A 16175-nucleotide genomic window follows, 5' to 3' on the forward strand; every position below is an offset into this window, starting at 1 on the left:
GGTGGCCCGCCTTCACGCTTTCCGGGGAACCTCGGACACCGCGGCGGCGTCGGAGGAGAATGGGCGAGGACGCGAAGGGGATGGGATCGCATGGGTAACGAGGTCAACATGTCCGCGCCGGCCGGTGGCGGCGGCTTCACGTTCGACGCCGACAAGATCGACGGCGTCATCAAGAAGTGGCAGGACCTGCAGGCCGACCTGAAGCGCGACTACGCCGACGCCAACCTGATGGCGAACGTGAAGGCGCCCGGCAAGGAGTTCGCGAGCGGCGACTGGGAGAAGCTCGCGAACCCGTCCGGCAAGGCGTTCCTCGAGCAGAACCAGAAGATGCAGGACTACGTCAAGAACTACATCGAGGCGCTGACCGCCGCGAAGCAGAAGATCACCACCAAGGAGTCGGACGCCTACACCGACCTTTCGAAGCAGGGGAACCAGGCCACGTGAACCGACGACTCCTCGCCGTTCCGGCGCTGGCCTGCGCCGTGCTCGCGCTCGCCGGCTGCGGCGGCAAGACCCGCGGCACCGCCAACCCGGCGCCGTCGACGGCCGAATCGGGCAGCGAGACCACCCGGTCCACCGCCGACACCGCGCCGAGGGTGCCGAGCCCGTTGGACACCGCGTCGATCACCTCGGACGCCTGCGCGACGATGAACGCGTCCGGGCGCTCCTCGCTCGGCCTCGGCGAGGGCCAGTCGCGGTCCACGGGCAACGGCCCGAGCTGCACGTTCCAGGAAGCCGCCGACCCGGGCAACCAGATCGACGTGACCACGGTGACGGCGAACAAGAACGGCCTGCAGGACGTCTACGACACCAAGGCGAACGACGCCTACTGGGGCGAAACCCAGGCCTACGGCTACCCGGGCGTCTACGCCGCCGCGGTGGATGACCGCAAGAGCGGCAAGTGCGGCCTGTTCGTCGCGGTGACCGACCAGCTCGTGGTCAACATCCTGGTCCAGTACGACAACGGCGCCGGCGCCTCGGACCCGTGCTCCGTGGCGATGAAGTTCGGCGAGTCGATGATCCGCACCCTGGGAGGCTGAGATGCTGGAGCTGGTGCTCCTGGGCGGTTTCGCCGCCTACAACATGGCGACGACGCATTCGGACGACCACACGTCGGTGCAGGGCGACCGCAAGATCGACTGCTACGACATCTGGGAGAAGATCACCACCGGTCCCGGAGCAGGCTCGATCGAGAACGGGCAGTCCGCGGCGAGCCGGCTGAAGGGCGCTTACGCCGAACGCCTCGGCACGATCGATGCCCTCTCCAAGGAGATGGACGCGGCCTGGACTGGCGGCGGTGCCGAAGCGGCGCAGCAGGCCGGCGCCCACCCGCTGCGGGTGTGGATGGAGGACTCCGGCACCAAGCTCACCGACTCCGACAAGTACCTCGGCGAGCAGCACAACGCCTTCACCACGGTGCACGCGCAGGTGCAGCAGGTGCCGAAGGACCCGCCGAAGAACAACCTGCTCAACGCGATGACGCCGTGGACGACCGACACCGACCGGGCGATCCGCGACTACAACTCCAAGGGCCAGGCCAACGTCGACGCCTTCAACACCTACTACAAGGCGAGCAACGACAACGGCCAGAAGATGCCGACGTACTCCGCGCTGAAGGGCCAGCAGGAGAACGTCAACGTCGACGGCGGCCAGAACGGCAAGAAGAAGCCGGGCGACGACGGCCGCGGCAACGGGAACACCGGCACCGGGAACCCCAACGGCACCGGCTCGGTCCCCGGGGTGAACATGCCGGGCCCCGGCAGCGTCCCGTCCTTCCCCGGCCAGCCGAACACCCCGGGCGGCAGCTTCGACCCGGGCAAGGTGCCGGGCTTCGACCCGGCGAAGCCGCCGAACTTCGACCCCTCGCAGATCCCGGGCGGGACCTACGACCCGTCCAAGATCCCCGGCGCGGGCACCTACACCCCGCCGAACTTCGGCGACGGCACGCACTCGTCGGGGTTCACCCCGCCGAAGATCCCCGGGGCCGGCGGGTTCGGCCCCGGCGGCGGCGCGGGCGGCGCGGGCGACTTCTCCATCCCGGGTGGCGGCTTCGGGCCCGGTGGCTCGGGCGGGATCGGCGACCCGTCGGCGGGCTTCGGGCCGGGCGGCGTGGGCTTCGGGCCCGGCGGCTCGACCGGGGCCATGCCCGGCGGCGCGGACGCGGCCGGCGCCGGCCGGGGCGGCGCGGGTGCCGGCGGCGCGATGGGCGGTGCGGCGGCGGGCCGCGCCGGTGCCTCCGGGATGGGTGGCATGGGCGGCATGCACCCCGGCGGCGCCAAGGGCCAGGGCGGCGGCGACGAGGAACGCACGTCGAAGTACCTGCTCGGCGACGACCCGAACGACATCTTCGGCACCGACGAGCTGACCGCACCGCCGGTCATCGGCGAGTAGCGCACGCGGGACCGCCGGGCGCGTGCCAAGATGGGCGCGCCCGGGCGTTTCCCGTGATCACCGGGTTCGATTTCTTTCTGTGTCCGATTCTTTCTGGGGGCAAGCGCGGTGCTGGACAGGCAGGTCACCATCTCGACCGGCACCCTGATCAACCTGATCCGGCGCCGGGGCGGCGAGCCGCACACGGTGCTGTCCGAGACGCCGACCTGGTACAGCGACGAGGCCCAGCGCGCCGAGGACGAGCAGACCAACGCCGAGCTCGCGAAGGCCGGGCTGTTCGGCCCGCGCGGCATGCACCCCGGGTTCGTCGCGACGATCGAAGCGATCGCCCGGCCGCAGCTGGAGTACTACGGCTGGATCGACGGCGGGTTCCAGGGCAAGCCGGTGAGCTACCGGCTACTGGCGGGCAGCGCCGGCGGCGAGGCGTTCGTGCTGGCCAAGCACGAGGAGCTGGACGCCGTCGTGCTGGAGTCGTCGCGGCCCGGCGAGCTGCTCGACGACTTCCTCGGCCAGATCCCGAAGCTGGCGCCGGGCCGCGGGACACCGCTCGCGGTGCCGAAGAGCCTGCTCGAGGGCACTGCCCGCGGCGACGACGGCGGATTCGCGGTGCTCCGCAGCGACCGTCCGGCCGAGGGTTCGCAGGAGGTCGAGGAGCTCCGCCGGATCCTCGCGTTGCGCCGGATGGGGAGCGGCAGCCTCTACGTCGCGGCCCGCAGCCGCACCGGCGCGCGGCACCGGATCGAACGCCCGGTGAACTACATCGATACCTCGGAAGGCCGCTGGCTGACCGAGGAGGTTCCGGGACGCGGCGAGAACCGGATCGCCTTCACCCCGGCCGACCAGCGCGTTCTCGCCGAACGGTTACGCAGCGCACAGGGCCGGCTCACCGCGGCCTGAGTGACGGGCCGTTCAGCCCACCGGGTTACGCGTCTACCCTCCGTGATTTTCATCCACAGGCCGCTCGGTCCAATGGGTTCGAGCTGGTCCACGACACGCCGAAGAACGGACTTCTCGCGACACGCCGGACGAGTTTTCCGCGAGTTCTCCACACCTTGTACACAGCCCTTGACCAGCGCATTCACCAAAGCCGATCACGCTTGTCCCCAACTTGTCCACAGCTCTCGCGGCACCTGTGATTGGTTACCCCCGTTCATCCCCAGGTTGTCCACAGATGGGTCCCCACCCTGAATTGCCATCGGCCTTCCGGGGGATCTAGCGTGCCCGCTCGGGCCTGTACTCACGGTGGCGCTCCGCGTGTCTGCGGCAGCCGGCCGGCGTTGTCGCCGATCATCGGGGGACGAGGTCCGGGCGGCCGGCTGCACGAGCACCGGCCACGTGCTTCGAGAGCGAAGATCCGGCATAATCGAACGGGTGTTCGACATGATGAGGAGGTGTCCGGGGCGGTGGCTCTGACCGACGACCGCAGTCCGATGTATGCGGAGGAAGACCCGGGGCCCAGCGACCCCGGCCCGGGCGGGTTCGACCGCCAGCCGCCGCAGGACATCCCGGCCGAGCAGTCCGTGCTCGGCGGCATGCTGCTGTCGAAGGACGCGGTCGCCGACGTCATCGAGGCGCTCGGCCCCGACGACTTCTACAAGCCGGCGCACCAGGCGATCTACGACTGCATCCTCGACCTCTACGGCCGCGGCGAGCCGGCCGACCCGATCACGGTGTCGGCCGAGCTGGAGCGGCGCGGGGAGCTGGGCCGCGTCGGCGGCGCGCCCTACCTGCACACGCTGATCGCGACGGTGCCGACGGCGGCGAACGCGGGCTACTACGCGGAAATCGTCTCGGAGAAGGCGGTGCTGCGCCGGCTCGTCGAGGCGGGCACCCGGATCGTGCAGTACGGCTACGGCGCGGCGGCGGGCGACGGCGCGAACATCGACGAGGTCGTCGACCGCGCGCAGGCCGCGATCTACGACGTCACCGAGCGGCGGACCAGCGAGGACTACGTCGCGCTGGAAGAGCTGCTGCAGCCGACGATGGACGAGATCGACGCGATCGCCTCGCGCGGCGGCCAGTCCCAGGGCATCCCGACCGGGTTCGCCGACTTCGACGAGCTGACCAACGGCCTCCACCCCGGGCAGATGATCATCGTCGCGGCCCGCCCCGGTGTCGGCAAGTCGACCCTCGGCCTGGACTTCGCGCGGTCGGCGTCGATCCGGCACGGCATGACCAGCGTGATCTTCTCGCTGGAAATGAGCCGCACCGAGATCGTCATGCGCATGCTGTCGGCCGAGGCCAAGATCCGCCTCGCCGACATGCGCGGCGGCAAGATGTCGGACGACGACTGGACGCGCCTGGCCCGCCGGATGAGCGAGGTCTCCGAGGCGCCGCTGTTCGTCGACGACTCACCGAACATGACGATGATGGAGATCCGCGCGAAGGCCCGGCGGCTGAAGCAGCGCCACGACCTCAAGCTCGTCGTCCTCGACTACCTCCAGCTGATGACGTCCGGCAAGCGCGTCGAGTCCCGGCAGCAGGAAGTCTCGGAGTTCTCCCGGCAGATGAAGCTCCTGGCGAAGGAGATCGAGGTCCCGGTGATCGCGATCAGCCAGCTGAACCGTGGTCCGGAACAGCGCACGGACAAGCGCCCGATGCTGTCCGACCTGCGTGAGTCCGGCTCCCTGGAGCAGGACGCCGACCTCGTCATCCTGGTCAACCGCCCGGACGCCTGGGAGCGCGACGACCCACGCGCGGGCGAGGCGGACCTGATCATCGCGAAGCACCGCGCCGGCCCGACGGCGACGATCACGGTCGCGCACCAGCTGCACTACAGCCGCTTCGTCGACCTCTCCCACGACTAGCCGAGGGCGCTGTACCCGCGGACGAACGCCGTGAGGAGGCGGCCGAACGTGTCGCGGTCCTCCTCCGGCCAGTCCGCCATGACCTCGGCGAACACGCCGCGGCGGAAGGCGTGCATCTCCTCGAGGTGGGCCTGGCCGGCCTCGGTCGGCACGAGCACCGCACGCCGTCCGTCGCGCTGATCGGCTTCGCGGCGCAGCAATCCCTGGTCGACCGCGCGCGCCACGAGCCGGCTGGCGCGTGGCTGGTCGACGCCCATCGCCGCGCTCAAGGCCGTCACCGTGCCGGGCTCTCCGCGCTCAGCGAGCTCTTCGACGACGTCGAGCAGCTCGAACACCGGGTCGTGCGCACCGCGGCCCCTCGCCTTGCCGATCCGGCTCAGCGCCCGCCGTTGCTGGCTGCGGCGGATCGCGATCATCGCGCGCTCGACGTCGGCCACGGCGTCCGTCATGGTTGCTCCACCTCCGAAATCCTCCATGGCCCAGGTCCTCGACGCGGAGTCGCTGACCCGCCGGCACTGGCAGGTACTCAACACGATCGCCCTGGGGGCCCGCACGCCGGAGCAGGTCGACGCGGCCATGGCGCCGTTCGTCACCGGCGAGGGCTCGACGCCTTGGAGCGGTGCGCCGCCAACCTCGAAGCCGCCTGAGGAATATCCCGGGATTCCGCGGCGTCAGGTAATCTAGTAGTTGAACTTTCAATCACTGGAGCCGTCGATGACCCGCACCCCGGTCCTCTACCTCAGCCACGGAGCGCCGCCGCTCGCCGACGACGCCACGTGGACCCGCCAGCTCGCCGCCTGGTCGGCCGACCTGCCGAAGCCCCGCGCGATCCTGATCGTGTCGGCGCACTGGGAGGAAGCGCCGCTGACCATCGGCGCGACGACGACCGTGCCGCTCGTGTACGACTTCTGGGGCTTCCCCGAGCGCTACTACCAGGTGCAGTACGCGGCTCCCGGTGCCCCGGAGCTCGCGGCCAAGGTCCGGAAGCTGCTCCACTCGACCGAAACGCCGGTGCACGACGCCCCGGAGCGCGGCCTCGACCACGGCGCCTACGTGCCGCTGGTCGAGATGTTCCCGGCCGCCGACGTCCCGGTGCTGCAGGTTTCGATGCCCTCGCTCGACCCGCAGGAGCTGTTCGACCTCGGCCGCAAGCTCGCACCGTTGCGCGACGAAGGCGTGCTGATCATCGGCAGCGGCTTCTTCACCCACAACCTGAGCGGCATGGCCCGCGCCACCGACGGGACGCCGCCGGCGTGGTCGGCCGAGTTCGACCACTGGGGCGACGAGGTCCTGCGCAGCGGGGACGTCGACACGCTGCTCGACTTCCGGCACAAGGCCCCGGCGGCGGCGCTCGCGCACCCGCGGATCGAGCACTTCGCGCCGCTGTTCGTCTCCCTCGGCGCCACCTCGGACGAGGGCTCCGGCCGCACGGTGATCGACGGCTTCTGGCACGGCCTGGCGAAGCGTTCCCTCCAGTTCTCCTGATCGGCCCGAAGACGCAAGCGAGCCCCAGGAGCCGGGTGGCTCCTGGGGCTCGTCGTCTCCAGGGAAGGAGAGCTATTCGGTGTTCGCGGGAGGCCCGCGTCCGCGGTTCGTCGCCGGAGCGCTCCGTGCGAGGTCACCCTCGCGGCGCGGTGGAGCGCCGGGCGGCGTGATCGCGGGGATCGTGGGCCGGCGGGTTCCCGGGAGAACCCGCCGGCTTCACCGCACTACTTGCGCTTGACCAGGCCCATCAGCTTCGCGAGGAAGCCGGTGGAGTCCAGGCCCGACATCGCCGGCACCTGCGGGGTGCTGTCCAGCACCGGCAGCTTGGCGTTCACCGGCACGGCCGGGGCGACGGGCAGTGCCGTCGGCAGGGCGGCCGGGACCTCCAGCGGCAGCGCCGGCGCCGCGACGGGCAGGCCGGTGGCCGGCACGTCCGCACGCTCGGTGCCGTGGCCCGCGAGCGAGCCCAGCGACGCCAGGCCGTTCACCGCGGGCAGCGCGGTGGGCAGCGCCGGCAGGGCCGGCTTCGGCAGCGCCGGAACGCCACCCAGGCCCGGCAGCGCCGGAGCGGCGATGGGCAGGCCCGCGGCCGGCACGTCGGCCCGCTCGGTGCCGTGGCCGCCGAGGGTGCCCAGCGACGCCAGGCCGTTCACCGGCAGCGCCGGGACGGTCGGCAGGGCCGGCTTCGGCAGTGCCGGGGCCGGCAGGGTCGAGACACCCGACAGCGGGCTGGTCACCGACGGCACGTCAGCGCGCTGGGTGGCCAGCGGAGCCGCGACCGGCAGCGCGGGCAGGCCCTGGGTGGGCAGCCCGGCGGTCGGCAGGTTGCTGGCGAGGCCGGCCGCCATCGGCAGCCCGCTCATGGGCAGGCCCTGGGTGGGCAGGCCCTCGGTGGACAGGTTGCTGGTCTGCAGCGCGCCGGTCAGCCCGTCGAGCGAGGGCAGACCGCCGACCAGGCCGGCGACCGGCAGCTTGCCGGACAGGCCGTCCACCGACGGCAGGCCGCCCTGGGTGGGCAGGCCGCTGCGGAGCGCGGCCAGCGACGGCAGTTCGTCCGCCGCCAGCTCCGAACCCTCGGCCGGGAACGCGATGGGGTCCGCGGCCTCGTCGTCGATGCTGGTCATGTCCGTCGCGTGCGCGGTGGCGACCCCGAGCAGCTCGAGCGGCACGCCGAAGATCTGCACCGGGAGCGCGAACGCGTGGTAGGCGTTGATGCCCGACAGCGCGGACTGGTCGCCGGCGGTGACGGCCTTGCCACCGTTGTGCGTGGTCAGCATGTTGTCGCCGATGGCGTGCGCCACGCCGCCCACGGTCACCGCGTCGCCGAACAGCTGCGCGATCGCGGTCACCGGCAGGTCGAGGATGTTGCCCGAGATCGCGCCTTCGACACCGGAGGTGGTGTCGTCGCCCGCGTTCTCGACCTCGGTCATGTTGATGCCGGCGCCCTTGGCGACGCCCGCCACGCTGGCGGCGTCCCCGAAGACCTGCGCCACCGCGAGCGGGTCGACACCGACGATGTTGCCGGCCACGCTGCCGCGGTCGCCACTGGTGGTGGCGTCGCCGCCCGCCTCCGACTCGACGTCGTTGGTGCCCTTGCCGGTGCCCAGCGCGGCCGCGGCGATCCCGTCGCCGAAGACCGAGCCGGCGCCCGCGATCGGGGCCTTGACGATGTTGCCGGTCAGCGCACCGTCGCGGCCGTCGGTCACGGCGTCGCCGCCCGCCGTCGCGTCGGTGATGTTGTCGTTCTCGCCGGTCCCGATGCCGCCGAGGGCGCCACCGACGCCCATCGCCTGCACGGGCAGCGCGACCGGGGCCTCGACGATGTTGCCCGCGCCGGCACCCGCCGGGCCGTGGGCCTTGACGTCGCCGCCCGCGTTGGACGTCGTGTCGGTCGAGCCCTTGCCGTGGCCCTGGCCGATGAGGGCGCCACCGATGTTGGCCGCCTGCACCGGGGTCGACAGCGGGACGGTGCCCAGGTTCGAGCTCAGGAAGCCGCCGTCGTCCACGGTGCTGCCACCGCCGCCGCCGGAGACGACCTTGGTCTCGTCGGCCGCGCCGGAGCCCTGGCCGATGAACGAGCCACCGATGCCGAAGACCTCGGCGGGCAGGCCCACCGGGACCTGGACGACGTTGCCCGAGCCGGACGAGTTGGCGCCCTGGGTGCCGTCGTACGCCCCGGCGGTGACCGTCTTGTCCTCGGTCGCCGTGCCGGTCGCGTTGCCGATGTGGCTGCCGCCGATGCCGAAGACCTCGGGCGCGCCCGCGGCCTGGGTGTTGACGATGTTGCCGCCGAGGAAGGCGCCGTTGCCCTTGGTGTAGCTGCCGTTGCCGGCGTTGGCGTCGGTCGTGTTGTCGTGGACCGCGTTCGCCTGGCCGATGTACGTGCCACCGATGCCGAAGGCCTCGACCGGCAGCGCGACCGACGGGTTGAGGACGTTGCCCGACCCGCTGGAGTCGTCACCGGTGGTCTTGACGAAGCCACCCGAGTCGACAGTGCTGGAGGAACTGCCGGCGCTGGGGATGCCCGCCGAGGCGTTGCCGATCCACGAGCCCGCGACACCCGCGACGTTCGCGATCGGGGAGAGCGAGGCCGCCCCGCCGTTGCCGGACAGGAACGAGTCGTCGCCGCTGGTCTCGAGGTAGGTCGGGATGCCCAGGCTGCCCTTGCGGGTGGCCCCGGCCGTGGCGTCGGCGGAGGTGTTGCAGCCGTCGGAGTTCGACAGCGAGCCCCACACCGCACCGGAGTTGCAGTTGAACTTGACCGGCAGGGCGATCGGCGCGCCGACCACGTTGCCCGACCCGGAGGCCTGGTCGCCGGAGCTCAGCAGCGAACCACCGGAGGTGGCGACGGTGTCGGCCGAGTAGCCGTGGCTCTGCCCGTTGCCGAGCAGGTAGGAAGCGGCGTTCCCGGTCACCTGCACCGGGGTGGCGAACTGGCCCGCCACCACGTTGCCGGAGAGCGCGGAGCCGTCGCCGTTGGTGTCGACGTCCCCGGTCTCGGTGGTGCTCTGGCTGGCCGACCCACCGGTCACGCGGCCGGTGCCGCCGGCGACCCCGCCGCCGTTGCCGGCGATCTGGACGGGCAGCGCCCAGTCGAGGACGACGGCGTTGCCCGCGAGGCTGGAGTCCTTACCGGTCGTCTTGACGTCCTGGTCGTGCGTCCACGTCTGCGAGTGGTCGCCGCCCTGGACGTTCGCGTCGCCGATGACGCCGATGGCGTTGTCGACGATCTGGATCGGGACGACGAGGTCACCGGTGACCTTGTTGCCCTTGAGGTTGTTGTGGCTCGGGGTGAACTTGCCCGCGCCGTCGGCCTTGGAGACACCGCCGAGGGTGCTCTCGCTGATCGGGCTCGCGTCGTCGAGCTGCTTCGCAGCCTCGTTCGCGGCCTTGGTGACCGGCTTGGTGCTCAGCTCCGTCTGCCCGGCGGGCAGGTCCAGCTGGCCGAAGGGGGTGCCGACCGCGTTGTTGGACTCCTGGATCGGAGCCGTGACGTTCAGGTCGAGCGGCGAGGCAGGGGTGTCAGGGTTGACGTTCTCGTCAGCCGAGGCGATGCCGGTGCCCAGCATCAGCAACCCACCCGTGACAAATGCGGTCTGGAGTCCGCGCTTTGCCCACGTCTGCATGGGGTTTTTCTCCTTTATTTCGGGTTCCCTTGCGGGTTCATGGGGGTGCGCTCGTCGAAATCGGAAAGGTCCGAGCCGCACCAGGGGGAGGTGGAACTTCGTGCGGGCGCGAAAAAGCGCACCGCCGTGTCACGGGGATTGCGCGGACGCCAAGCCGTCAGCGAAGGACGGACGTGGACGCCTCAGCGACCCGTGAAGGGAGGTGTTCAGTCAGGAGTGACGCCGGGCTGTTCGCCCGGGGTGCGCAGCGAGTGGCGCAGGCCGGCGCGGCTCATCGCCGCGACAGCGGAGTCGACGGCTTCGGTCGTCCAGAAGGGGACGCCGAAGTTGAAGCCGTCGAGGTGTCCACCGGGGGCCGTGGTGCCACCCGGGGCGGTGGGGACGGCCGGCGCGATCGGAAGCTGCGCCGGAGTCAGCGGCGACGGCAGGTCACGGTGCCCGTCGCGGGAGTCCCCCGCGGCACCGGTGCCGTCGTGCTGTCCACCCGCCGGCATCGCGAGCGCGGCTCGCAGCGCGGCGGGAAGTTCGACGGTCGAGACGGCGGGCGTGCCCGCGACCTCGCCGGTTCCGGAGGTCACCGGCTCTTCCTCGACCGGGGCGGTGCCCGGGAGGACGGGGAGCGGGACCAGGTCGCCGTGGCCGGCCGGGTCGAGCAGCTGCCACACCTGGCGGCCGAAGTCGGTGGCCGGCGCGGGGGCGATGGTCTCCTCGATGACCTGGCGGGTGTCCTCCGGCTTGCGCGCGATGTGCTCGAACGCGCCGAGGGTGCGCTGGGCCGGGGTCAGCACCGCGTCGTCGGCGAGGTCGGTGACCGAGGCACTGACGTGCTCGGAGACCTCGTGCTGCAGCGTGCCGGCGTCGGTGCGGCCGCACCGCGGGGCCTGCGGCTCGCTCCACGTCGTCGCGTCCTGGTGGCAGGCCGCGTCGGCGACCGAGCCGGCGACCTCGCCCGCGAAGTGCCCGGCGCCGCGGTTCACGTCGCCGATCCCGGCGGCGGTGGCGTCGGTGACCGGGGTGACGGAGGCGGTGCCCACCTGGACGGTGTCGGCGGAAGCGGCGGCGTCGGAGACGAACCACGCGGCGGCGGTGCCCGCCATCGCGCCACCGAGGACGAGCAGCGCACGCGACACGAGACGGCCGACGCGCTTCGCGCCCTGCCCCTCGTTCGTCGCCGTGTTCGCCACTGGGTGGTCTCCTCGTGTCGGGTTCGTGATCCGGCCGTTGCGGAAGCGACCTAATCAAACCGGCGCCGCGCCGCGCACCCTCGACACGACTTGATGCCCCCATCGTGTGAAAGACACACGGTGTAGCCCGATCTGACGGTCGGTGATCATCCCTGGCCGTCACGCGTGTCGGACGCGGCCGCGGGAAAGCGGCCGAATCGGGCGGAGCAACCGCTACGGTGAGCCGGTGACCCACGCGCGACGTGAAGACCCGTTTCTGCCGGAGCACGAGGACGTCACCGGGCTGATCCCCCGGGGCCTACGGATAAGTGCCGCACTCGCGTGGCGGTTGATCGTGGTGGCGGCGGCCCTGTACGTCGTGGGCTGGGTGATCGGCCGCCTGTCGGTCGTCGTGATCCCGCTCGGCATCGCCCTGCTCCTGTCGGCGCTGCTCGCGCCGGCCGTGCAGAAGCTCGTGGCGGTCCGGTTCCCGCGGGGACTCGCGACGGCGATCGTGCTGATCGCCGGGCTGGCCGTGCTGGGCGGGCTGCTGACGTTCGTCGTCACGCAGTTCTCGAGCGGCCTGCCCCAGCTGCAGCGGCAGCTCAACGAGAGCCTCACCCAGATCAAGGACTGGCTGATCTACGGCCCGATCCACCTGCGCCAGGAGCAGATCCAGCAGTTCATCAACCAGGTCTTCGGCTTCCTGCAGAACAACCAGAGCTGGCTCACCGACACGGCGCTGACCACGGCGAGCACGGTCGGCGAGATCGTCACCGGCTTCCTGCTCACGCTGTTCATCACCATCTTCTTCCTCAGCGGCGGCGACGGCATCTGGACGTTCCTCGTCCGCGTCGCGCCCCGCCGGGTCCGCAACCGGGTCGACGTCGCCGGGCGCCGCGGGTTCGCGTCGCTGGTCAGCTACGTGCGGGCGACGGCGGCCGTGGCGGTCGTCGACGCCGTCGGCATCGGCATCGGCCTGTGGATCGTCGGCGTGCCGCTGGTGATCCCGCTGGCCACGCTGGTGTTCCTCGGCGCGTTCATCCCGATCATCGGCGCGGTCATCACCGGCGGGGTCGCGGTGCTGATCGCGCTGGTCACCAACGGCTTCATCGGCGCGGTGATCGTGCTGGCCATCGTGATCGGCGTGATGCAGCTGGAAAGCCACGTGCTGCAGCCGCTGCTGCTCGGGCGCGCGGTGAAGCTGCACCCGCTCTCCGTCGTCCTCGCCATCACCGTCGGCCTCGTCGTGGGCGGCATCGCGGGCGCGCTGATGGCGGTCCCGATCCTGGCCGTGCTCAACGCGGGCATCCGGTCCCTGCTGCACGAGGAGAACCCGGACCCGGCCGAGGTGAACGTCCTCGCGGATCAGGCCGCGCAGCCGAACGACGCGACACCCGGATCCCCGAAGGCGGAAGTGCCGACGCGCGGCGAAGACGAGAAGTGACCGTCCGGCGGACTCCCGACCCCGTCACGCCCATGTGGCGGGGCGTGCTGGCCTTCCGCTTCCTCACCTGGGCGTTCGCTTGCGGCACGGTGATCGTCCAGAGCGGTGAGTACCGGCGCGAGTGGCTGGCGTGGACGATCCTCGGCGTGATGGCCGTGTGGTCGGTCGTCAGCAGCTTCCTCTACCTGCGCGAGCGGACGCGGCCGCCGTCGCTGGTCGTCTTCGACCTCGTGTTCACCACCGGGCTGCTGCTGAGCTCTCCGTGGGTGCTCAGCGACACGCAGTTCGCGCTCAACGTCCCGCTCATCACCACGGTGTGGGCGGCCGTGCCGCCGGTCGCCGCGGGCGCCCGGTTCGGCGCGTCCGGCGGGGTGCTCGCCGGGCTGGTGGTCGGCGTGGCGACCGGGCTGGCGCGGGAGAAGTTCGACCTCGACGTCGCCCGCGACGGCGTCCTGCTCGCCGCCGCCGGCCTGCTGGTCGGCATGGCTTCGACGATGGCCCGCCGGTCGTCGGCGCGGCTGGAGCAGGCGCTGCGGAAGGAAGCGGCGACGGCCGAGCGGGAGCGGCTGGCGCGGTCGATCCACGACAGCGTGCTGCAGGTGCTCGCGCGGGTCCGCAAGCGCGGCAACGAGGTCGGCGGCGAAGCGGCGGAGCTGGCCCGGCTGGCCGGCGAGCAGGAGATCGCGCTGCGGTCGCTGGTGACGACCGAGCCGGTGCAGCTGACCGACAGCGGCACGATGAGCCTGCGCGCCGCGTTGCAGGTGCTCGCGACGTCGTCGGTGCAGGTCTCGGCGCCGGCGGACGACGTCGAGCTGCCCGCGCACGTCACGGGCGAACTGGTCGCCGTGACCCGCGAAGCCCTGTCGAACGTCGAGAAGCACGCGGGCCCGGACGCGCACGCCTGGGTGCTGCTGGAGGACCTCGGCGACGAGGTCGTGGTGAGCATCCGCGACGACGGACCGGGCATACCGGACGGCGTTCTCGAGCAAGCCGCCGCGGACGGGCACCTCGGCGTGGTGGAATCCATCCGGGGGCGGGTCCGCGATCTTGGGGGGAGCGCGACCCTCGACACCGGGCCCGGCCGGGGCACGGAGTGGGAGGTCAGGGTGCCGAGCACGAGGGGTGCGAGATGAGCGACGAACCGCGGATCTCCGTCATGGTGGTCGACGACCACCCGATCTGGCGCGACGGGGTGGCCCGTGACCTGACCGAGCACGGCTTCGACGTCCGGGCGACCGCGCCGGACGCCGAGGCGGCGGTGCGGATCGCCCGCACCGTGCAGCCGGACGTCGTCCTGATGGACTTGAACCTGGGCAGCACTTCCGGGGTGGACGCGACCCGCGAGATCACCGCGGCGCTGCCGTCGACGAAGGTGCTGGTGCTCTCGGCGAGCGGCGAGCACAAGGACGTCCTGGAGGCGGTGAAGGCGGGGGCGTCCGGGTACCTGGTCAAGTCGGCGTCCGCGGTCGAGCTGGTCGACGCCGTGCACCGGACCGCGGCCGGCGACCCGGTGTTCACCGCGGGCCTGGCCGGGCTGGTGCTCGGGGAGTACCGGCGGATGGCCGACGCGCCCGCCGAAGGTGCGGAGCCGCCGCGGCTGACCGAGCGCGAAACCGACGTCCTGCGCCTGGTCGCGAAGGGGCTGACCGCGCGGCAGATCGCCGAGCGGCTCGTGCTGTCGCACCGGACGGTGGAGAACCACGTGCAGTCGACGCTGCGGAAGCTGCAGCTGCACAACCGCGTCGAGCTGGCCCGGTACGCGATCGAGCACGGCCTCGACGAGGAGTGACCCTCAGGGCACGACCGCCAGGCCCGACCAGGTGCCGGCGGGCAGGGCGGCCCGGCTCAGCCGCCACTGCGGTTCGCCGGGGTGCCACGCGGCGAGGACGCGGTCGGCGAGCACCAGGTCCCCGGCCGCCGACCAGCCGAAGCCGCCGCCGCGCTTGAGGTGCTCGGTGACGAACGGCATGCCCGGGGCGTGGTCCCAGGTCGGCCCGTCCGGGCGCAGCAGCCAGAGGTCCCGCGTCTGCGTGCTGGTGCCGCGGTAGGCGGGGTTCGCGAAGTCGACGGCCCAGATCGCTCCTTCGCGCGACGGCACCACGGCGGGCGCCGAGCCGATCGACGGCCGGCTGAGCTTCTTGCTGCTGTTGTCCCGCAGGTCGACCAGGGTCAGGTCGGTCAGGCCGTCGAGCAGCAGCCAGTCGCCGGCGGCGCCGAGGATGCGCGGCGCCTGCCGGATCGTGCGGCCGGTCGCCGGTTCGATCAGGGCGTCGGTCGACTCGGCGGCGTCGGCGTTGATGGTGATGAGCAGGCCGTGCCGGATCTCGGTCCGCACCTGGGTGCGGCAGCTGGCGGGCTGGCCGCGGCCGAGCTCGCCGCCGGCGAACGAGAGGTGCTGCAGGCGGCAGTCGTCCGGCGCGTCCTGCCGGATCAGCCACAGGCCTTCGCCACCGGCGTCCGGACCCGCCGACCAGGCCTTGCCGAGCGACCGCGGCGGGCTCGACGGCCCGGTGTACTCGAGGATGTCGAAGGGCTCGGGGTCTTTCGGGTACATCGGGCGGACCGTCAGGACGACGTGCGTCCCGGCCCGCACGACATCGAGCTGGACGTCACCGCCCGGGTAGCCGGGCGGGGTGGCGACGGGGCCGCGGTCGGCGTCGAACAGGGTGGGGGCGACGGTCGGCAGCAGCGCGGTGACACCGATGCCGCCGGTCGCCTGGATGCCGGAGAGTTCCGCCAGCGGCCCCGGAGGGGGTGGCGGCGGCGGGGGTGCGGTGTTGGTGCACGCGGCCAGCAGGAGGGCGGCCGCGACGGCGGCCATGGCGCGGACTACGGGTCCGTTCAGGGTTTTCCCCCGATCTCCCTGGTGAAATCCAGTTCTACCATCGTGGGCATGGGCGAGGAAGAGACCGCGGCGGCGGAACCGGTGACCGAAACCAAGCCGTTGAGCGAGCGCGATCTCCGGGTGTCGGACGACGAGCGCGAACACGTCGTCGGCGTGCTGCAGAAGGCGATCGGCCGCGGGATGATCGACCTCGACGAGTTCACCGAGCGCACCGACCGCGCGCTGGCGTCGCGGACGCGCGGCGAGCTGAACGCGGTGCTGGCCGACCTCGCGGGCCTGTACCACCCGGCCGCGGCCCTCGCCGCCGCACCGGCGTACGCGGCACCGGCCGGCTACAGCGGCTTTCCGAGCGGGCAGCGGGTCGAGCTGAACGCGAAGTACTCGTCGCTGCACCGCGGCGGGCCGTGGGTG

The 16175-nt window shown here is 72.1% G+C and carries 15 protein-coding genes; 11 read left to right on the forward strand and 4 right to left on the reverse strand.

What is annotated here, in order from left to right:
- Positions 1 to 90: 90 nt before the first annotated feature.
- From ACWEF6_RS18225 to dnaB, 5 genes are all read left to right on the forward strand, one after another.
- On the forward strand, positions 91 to 444 hold the full coding sequence (locus ACWEF6_RS18225) for a hypothetical protein (RefSeq protein WP_449683996.1): 354 nt from the start codon (positions 91 to 93) through the stop codon (positions 442 to 444).
- Positions 441 to 1040, forward strand: a complete 600-nt coding sequence (locus ACWEF6_RS18230; RefSeq protein ID WP_449683997.1) for a DUF3558 domain-containing protein — start codon at positions 441 to 443, stop codon at positions 1038 to 1040. Before ACWEF6_RS18225 ends, ACWEF6_RS18230 begins: the two co-directional genes overlap by 4 nt.
- A 1-nt stretch (position 1041) precedes the next feature.
- Positions 1042 to 2391, forward strand: coding sequence for a hypothetical protein (locus ACWEF6_RS18235; protein ID WP_449683998.1), 1350 nt, complete (start codon positions 1042 to 1044; stop codon positions 2389 to 2391).
- 108 nt (positions 2392 to 2499) lie between these two features.
- On the forward strand, positions 2500 to 3288 hold the full coding sequence (locus ACWEF6_RS18240; protein ID WP_449683999.1) for an ESX secretion-associated protein EspG: 789 nt from the start codon (positions 2500 to 2502) through the stop codon (positions 3286 to 3288).
- 506 nt (positions 3289 to 3794) lie between these two features.
- Positions 3795 to 5198: a replicative DNA helicase gene (gene dnaB, locus ACWEF6_RS18245; protein ID WP_449684000.1), complete on the forward strand. Its 1404-nt coding sequence runs from the start codon at positions 3795 to 3797 to the stop codon at positions 5196 to 5198.
- Here the strand turns inward: dnaB and ACWEF6_RS18250 are convergent.
- Complete coding sequence (locus ACWEF6_RS18250) at positions 5195 to 5647, reverse strand: MarR family winged helix-turn-helix transcriptional regulator (protein ID WP_449684001.1); 453 nt, start codon at positions 5645 to 5647, stop codon at positions 5195 to 5197. The two genes, dnaB and ACWEF6_RS18250, sit on opposite strands and share 4 nt — an antisense overlap.
- 25 nt (positions 5648 to 5672) lie before the next feature.
- Between ACWEF6_RS18250 and ACWEF6_RS18255 the strand changes: the two genes are divergently transcribed.
- Complete coding sequence (locus ACWEF6_RS18255) at positions 5673 to 5882, forward strand: hypothetical protein (protein WP_449684002.1); 210 nt, start codon at positions 5673 to 5675, stop codon at positions 5880 to 5882.
- 30 nt (positions 5883 to 5912) lie between these two features.
- Positions 5913 to 6683, forward strand: a complete 771-nt coding sequence (locus ACWEF6_RS18260; protein WP_449684003.1) for a dioxygenase family protein — start codon at positions 5913 to 5915, stop codon at positions 6681 to 6683.
- Positions 6684 to 6907: 224 nt separating this feature from the next.
- Here the strand turns inward: ACWEF6_RS18260 and ACWEF6_RS18265 are convergent, their stop codons facing one another.
- Both ACWEF6_RS18265 and ACWEF6_RS18270 read right to left on the reverse strand, forming a co-directional pair.
- Positions 6908 to 10309, reverse strand: coding sequence for a beta strand repeat-containing protein (locus ACWEF6_RS18265; RefSeq protein ID WP_449684004.1), 3402 nt, complete (start codon positions 10307 to 10309; stop codon positions 6908 to 6910).
- 206 nt (positions 10310 to 10515) lie between these two features.
- A complete protein-coding gene (locus tag ACWEF6_RS18270; protein WP_449684005.1) occupies positions 10516 to 11493 on the reverse strand; it encodes a hypothetical protein in 978 nt (325 codons plus the stop codon).
- Positions 11494 to 11719: 226 nt separating this feature from the next.
- Between ACWEF6_RS18270 and ACWEF6_RS18275 the strand changes: the two genes are divergently transcribed.
- The 3 genes from ACWEF6_RS18275 to ACWEF6_RS18285 are packed head-to-tail and all read left to right on the forward strand — an operon-like array spanning position 11720 to position 14708.
- The gene (locus ACWEF6_RS18275) at positions 11720 to 12919 is read left to right on the forward strand and encodes an AI-2E family transporter (protein ID WP_449684006.1); all 1200 of its coding nucleotides are present in this window, start codon (positions 11720 to 11722) and stop codon (positions 12917 to 12919) included.
- On the forward strand, positions 12916 to 14052 hold the full coding sequence (gene macS / locus ACWEF6_RS18280) for a MacS family sensor histidine kinase (RefSeq protein ID WP_449684007.1): 1137 nt from the start codon (positions 12916 to 12918) through the stop codon (positions 14050 to 14052). The genes ACWEF6_RS18275 and macS overlap by 4 nt, the downstream gene beginning before the upstream one ends.
- The gene (locus ACWEF6_RS18285) at positions 14049 to 14708 is read left to right on the forward strand and encodes a response regulator (protein ID WP_449684008.1); all 660 of its coding nucleotides are present in this window, start codon (positions 14049 to 14051) and stop codon (positions 14706 to 14708) included. Before macS ends, ACWEF6_RS18285 begins: the two co-directional genes overlap by 4 nt.
- A gap of 3 nt (positions 14709 to 14711) precedes the next feature.
- Here the strand turns inward: ACWEF6_RS18285 and ACWEF6_RS18290 are convergent, their stop codons facing one another.
- A complete protein-coding gene (locus ACWEF6_RS18290) occupies positions 14712 to 15740 on the reverse strand; it encodes a hypothetical protein (RefSeq protein WP_449684009.1) in 1029 nt (342 codons plus the stop codon).
- A gap of 72 nt (positions 15741 to 15812) precedes the next feature.
- On the opposite strand from ACWEF6_RS18290, the gene ACWEF6_RS18295 reads away from it, so the two are divergent.
- A partial coding sequence (locus ACWEF6_RS18295; protein WP_449684010.1) for a DUF1707 SHOCT-like domain-containing protein occupies positions 15813 to 16175 on the forward strand: 363 nt, incomplete at its 3' end.

Source organism: Amycolatopsis sp. NPDC004772 (genome assembly GCF_053601215.1).

What these genes read in the sequence shown, in the direction of transcription:
- ACWEF6_RS18225 (WP_449683996.1), top strand. Translation starts at nt 91, where the DNA reads ATGGGTAACGAGGTCAACATGTCCGCGCCGGCCGGTGGCGGCGGCTTC.
- ACWEF6_RS18235 (WP_449683998.1), top strand. Translation starts at nt 1,042, where the DNA reads ATGCTGGAGCTGGTGCTCCTGGGCGGTTTCGCCGCCTACAACATGGCG.
- ACWEF6_RS18250 (WP_449684001.1), bottom strand. Translation starts at nt 5,647, where the DNA reads ATGACGGACGCCGTGGCCGACGTCGAGCGCGCGATGATCGCGATCCGC.
- ACWEF6_RS18255 (WP_449684002.1), top strand. Translation starts at nt 5,673, where the DNA reads ATGGCCCAGGTCCTCGACGCGGAGTCGCTGACCCGCCGGCACTGGCAG.
- ACWEF6_RS18260 (WP_449684003.1), top strand. Translation starts at nt 5,913, where the DNA reads ATGACCCGCACCCCGGTCCTCTACCTCAGCCACGGAGCGCCGCCGCTC.
- ACWEF6_RS18265 (WP_449684004.1), bottom strand. Translation starts at nt 10,309, where the DNA reads ATGCAGACGTGGGCAAAGCGCGGACTCCAGACCGCATTTGTCACGGGT.
- ACWEF6_RS18285 (WP_449684008.1), top strand. Translation starts at nt 14,049, where the DNA reads ATGAGCGACGAACCGCGGATCTCCGTCATGGTGGTCGACGACCACCCG.
- ACWEF6_RS18290 (WP_449684009.1), bottom strand. Translation starts at nt 15,740, where the DNA reads ATGGCCGCCGTCGCGGCCGCCCTCCTGCTGGCCGCGTGCACCAACACC.